The organism is Acetobacter tropicalis, assembly GCF_001580915.1.
GTDB lineage: Bacteria > Pseudomonadota > Alphaproteobacteria > Acetobacterales > Acetobacteraceae > Acetobacter > Acetobacter tropicalis.
Genome location: NZ_LHZQ01000113.1, coordinates 1 through 4,143, shown reverse-complemented (window position 1 = coordinate 4,143; position 4,143 = coordinate 1). Strand labels below are relative to the sequence as shown.

The 4,143-nt window shown below is 57.8% G+C and carries 4 protein-coding genes; 2 read left to right on the top strand and 2 right to left on the bottom strand.

The annotated features are described in order from the left end of the window. Together AD944_RS01085 and AD944_RS01080 are read right to left on the bottom strand one after the other, a co-directional pair. Nucleotides 1-184 (bottom strand): hypothetical protein (locus AD944_RS01085; protein ID WP_211263319.1); only part of this gene is annotated, 184 nt, incomplete at its 3' end. Beyond that, nucleotides 181-1,668: a sodium:solute symporter gene (locus AD944_RS01080; RefSeq protein ID WP_045542661.1), complete on the bottom strand. Its 1,488-nt coding sequence runs from the start codon at nt 1,666-1,668 to the stop codon at nt 181-183. The genes AD944_RS01080 and AD944_RS01085, both read right to left, overlap by 4 nt. A gap of 251 nt (nt 1,669-1,919) precedes the next feature. Between AD944_RS01080 and AD944_RS01075 the strand changes: the two genes are divergently transcribed. Then, a complete protein-coding gene (locus AD944_RS01075) occupies nt 1,920-2,813 on the top strand; it encodes a LysR family transcriptional regulator (RefSeq protein ID WP_035381285.1) in 894 nt (297 codons plus the stop codon). 152 nt (nt 2,814-2,965) lie between these two features. Next, nucleotides 2,966-4,143, top strand: a 1,178-nt coding sequence (locus tag AD944_RS01070; RefSeq protein ID WP_169796351.1) for a TonB-dependent receptor plug domain-containing protein, incomplete at its 3' end; no start/stop codon positions are given.

Here is a 4,143-nt window from a genome sequence, read left to right as displayed (position 1 = left end):
CACCCCGACGGCCATGCACTGGCGTTTCCGTGGCCTGCTTCTGGCAGGGGGGTGGTGCGGGCGGGGCAGCGTGGGCTGTAGCGGCAGCCCCGCGTGTTGCCATGGCTCCCCCCAACCCCACAGCAGCCTGAAGAGCAAGTTTGCTGGTGCGTGTGGCCAGAGCGCGGCGGCTGATACGGGTCATGATTTAGGCCTTTTAGCAGGCAGGGAGATCACGCCGCGCACCACATGCAGGCCCGCGGCAAATACAAACAGCAGCACCATGCCCAGCAGAATCAGCCACGGAAACGCCAGTGCATGGCCGTCGGGGTGCAGCGCCACCATGGCCAGCAACATCAGCGGCACGGTCACGCAAAAGGCGGGCAAAAGCTCGGCAGAGCGGGCAGAGGGCAGCAGCATGCCTGCCAGAAAGGTGCCCAGCATGGGGCCGTAGCTACAGGCGGCAATGGACAGCCCAAGCAGCACGGCGGACTGGCTTCCCTGTGCAAACAGCAAGGAACAGCCAACAAGAGCCGCAGCCCAGACCACGGTAATGCCGCGCGCCAGCGCCAGCGGGCCAACGCTGATCATCCGGCTCAGACGGGTGCAGAGCGCGGAGAAATCTCCCACCGTGGCGGCTGTCATGGCGGACAGGGTGGAGGAGAGTGACCCCATGGTGGCCGCCAGAATGGCCGCAACCATCAGCCCGCGCAGCCCCGGTGGCAGTCCGTGCACAATGTAGTCAGGAAACACGGCATCTGGTGAGGATAGGCCCGTCTGCGCCAACGGCACCTGCCCATGATACATCCACAGCAGAATGCCTACACAGGAAAGCAGGAAGAACAACGCCGCCACGCCCACGGCGCTGCCCATCAGCGCCATGCGGGCTTCCTTCAGGCTGCGGGCGGCCAGCACACGTTGCACCATCAACTGGTCTGTCCCGTGGGAGGCAAGCGTCATCAACGCGCCCCCGCCAATGGCGGCAACAGGGGTGAAAGCACTGCTGAAAGGGACGGATGCCTGCGCAAACAATGCAAATTTCCCAGCATGCTGCAATGTGCTGAAGGCGCCGGAGGGCAATCCATGCAGCAACAGGGCCGCACACAAAGCGGAGCCCCCAAGATACAGGCAGAACTGAATGGCGTCAGACCACACAACCGCCCGCAGGCCCCCGCATAAGGTGTAAAAAAGCGTAATGCCTACAATGCAAACCAGCAGCAGGGTACGGGGCACGGCCATATGGGCCGCGGCCAGCATGGCCGTTAGCGGTAGCATGCCGGCAAATAGTCGCACGGCTTCCGCCAGAACACGGGTGCCCAGAAAAGTGGCGGAGGCCGCACGCTGCATACGGCCACCAAAGCGCTGGCCCAGATAATCATACGCGCTCAGCATGCGGCCGGAACTGTAAAGCGGCAGAAATTTCCAGGCCACAATGGCACGGCCCAGCAGATAGCCAAGGGCCAGCCCCACAAACACCATGCCGCTGCCAAAGGCCACGCCGGGCACACTGATAACGGTGAGGGTAGAGGTTTCCGTTGCCACCATGGAAAGGCAGAGCGCCCACCATGGCAGATCATGCCCGCCTTCCAGATACGCGGCGGTGGAAGCCTGGCGGCCCGAAAGAGCTACGGCCAGCAGCGGCATGCCCGCCAGGTAGGCGAGCATCACGGCCAGATCAAGTATGGTCATAAAAGCCGTGTCTTCACAGTCTGGTCTCTCCCTGCAATGCGGGGGCAAGTATGCGGCCAAGCTGGCGGGGGGACAACACGGCACAGGGCATTGTGTCTTTCAATTTTGTTGTGGCATGTTAACATTCTGTTATAGCAGAACCCGCAGACCATGGCAGGCTTGCGTCTTTATGGAACGCGTTCTGCACGCTGCCCGTGCAGAGACTGTGTGTTTCAGGAACACGATAAAACAGGAAGGATGAAACGCCCGTTATGCGTTTACGTCAGATCGAAGTTTTCTATGCGATCATGTCCACAGGCTCCCTGCGTCGTGCTGCTGAAGTGTTGCATGTCTCTCAGCCTGCGGCCAGCAAGGTTCTGCGCTATGCGGAGCAGTCTTTGGGGTTCGCACTGTTCGAGCGCACGGGTGGCAGGCTTGTGCCCACGCGTGAAGCCCTGATCATGCTACCGCATGTGAACACCATTTTTGAGAAAGTATCCGATCTCAAAAGATTGACCGAAAACCTCCGTTACGCGCGGGATGGTCACGCCATCAGCATTGGCTGCGTGCCAAGCTTGGGGTTGAGCGTGGTGCCACGGGTGATTCAGCGCTATCACGCCACCCATCCGGGTAACGAACTCACAATTGATACGCTGCATGGGCCGGAGATTGTCTCGCGCATTCTCAACCATGATCTTGATCTGGGCATTGTGTTCGGCACGTATGAAAAACAGGGCCTGACTGCCAGCCATATTGCCGAAGTACCGCTGGTGCTGATTGACCAGAACTGCACCAAAGGCCCCGTTGCGTTGGAGGATATTGATCCCGCCCGCTATATCGGCCTGAGCGAGAATGACCCCACCGCCCGCCTGCTGGATATGGCGTGGGAGGAAGCAGGTCTATCTGCCGTGCCTGTTGTGCGGGTGCGAACCCATTACATGGCGGCTGAACTGGTGCGGCTTGGCGGTGGGTGCGCCATTGTGGATGGGCTGACGGCCCTGCATCATCCGGGCTTGCCACCCCCGCTTCCGCTCAAGCCACCGCTGGGCATGGCCTGCACGGTTCTCTTCCGGGCGGATTACGCACTTTCCCATATCTCGCAAGATATTCTCGCACTTCTCAAGGAAGAGATAAAACGCGACCTTGCGGCGCTGCCCACGGTTTAGCAGCGCAAAACCAACGCCTTTACCCTCTCCCTTCGCCACTCTTAACCAATGGCTAATAGGGACAGATGTTTTTGACATGGACAAATATCCATTTTCTCCCGACCATTGCGATATCGTATTTACATGGCGGTCGGCCGGGAAGGAAACGGGGTATGCGAGGTTTAGGGTCCTGTAGGAAGCGTATTCTTCTTTTAGGAATTTCAGCCTTCTGTTACGGATGGACGACCGAGGCGCAAGCCCAGATCATTTCCCTGCCAGGCACCACAACCGGCAAGGCCATTACCAACAAAACGTCCAGAAGCTCCAAGGTTTCTTCAAAAACCACGGGTAAGGATGAGGCCATTACGGTGGTCGGGACACATCTTGGTGCGAAAGAAACGGCTGAAATTCAGCCTGTTACCGTCATCACCAGTGATCAGATCCAGCGATCATCCTCCATGACAACGGGTGATATTTTCGCGCGTATTCCCTCAATGGGTTTTTCTGGCAATACCTATAGTAACTCCGGCGGGTCCTGCCTGAATATCCGAAGCCTCGGTACTGCCCGCACGCTGGTGCTGGTTGACGGCCACCGCATGGTCAACGGAAATGGCGCGGTTGATTGCCCTGACGTGAACAGCATTGTTCCGGCCATGATCGACCGTATTGAAATCCTGAAAGATGGATCATCCACCACTTATGGGTCTGACGCCATTGCAGGTGTGGTCAACATTATTCTCAAGAAAAATTTCACTGGCACAACATTTACCGCCAACGGCGGCATCAGCGAATATGGAGATGACCAGACCACTGCGTTAACCGCAGCGCATGGGTTCAACTTCATGCATGACCGCGGCAATTTTACCATTGCGGGATCTTACAACTATCAGGCCCCCATGGCGGCTGACCAACGCAAATGGGCCATGAAAGAAGCAAAGGTCAACAACCCGCCGGGTCAAGAGCAATATTACGGCTCCCAATACGGGGCTCAACCTGTCTTTGCTTCTGTGAACGGTGGCGCACCGCTGACCGCTGCCAGCGATGGTGTGGCAAACTCCGTTATTTCTGACGGAAACGGGGGCTACAGACCGTATAAATGGAGCGATAACTACGATTACTCCAAAGATAACCAGATCATATCCAAGCAGGACGTAGGATCACTGGCATCAACAGGGCACTTTGATGTCAATGATAACCTTCAGCTTTATATGACGGCAAATTATAGCCATACGCATACGCAAAGCGTGGGCACCCCCATGTATGTGGCCACACCGGCCACAACCTTGACAGGAAATTCGGGTGCCATGGTTGTCCCAGCGGGCATGCCGGGAAATCCGTTTGGTCAGGATGT

Coding starts and splice junctions, on each gene's coding strand:
- AD944_RS01080 (WP_045542661.1), bottom strand. CDS start 1,668: ATGACCATACTTGATCTGGCCGTGATGCTCGCCTACCTGGCGGGCATG.
- AD944_RS01075 (WP_035381285.1), top strand. CDS start 1,920: ATGCGTTTACGTCAGATCGAAGTTTTCTATGCGATCATGTCCACAGGC.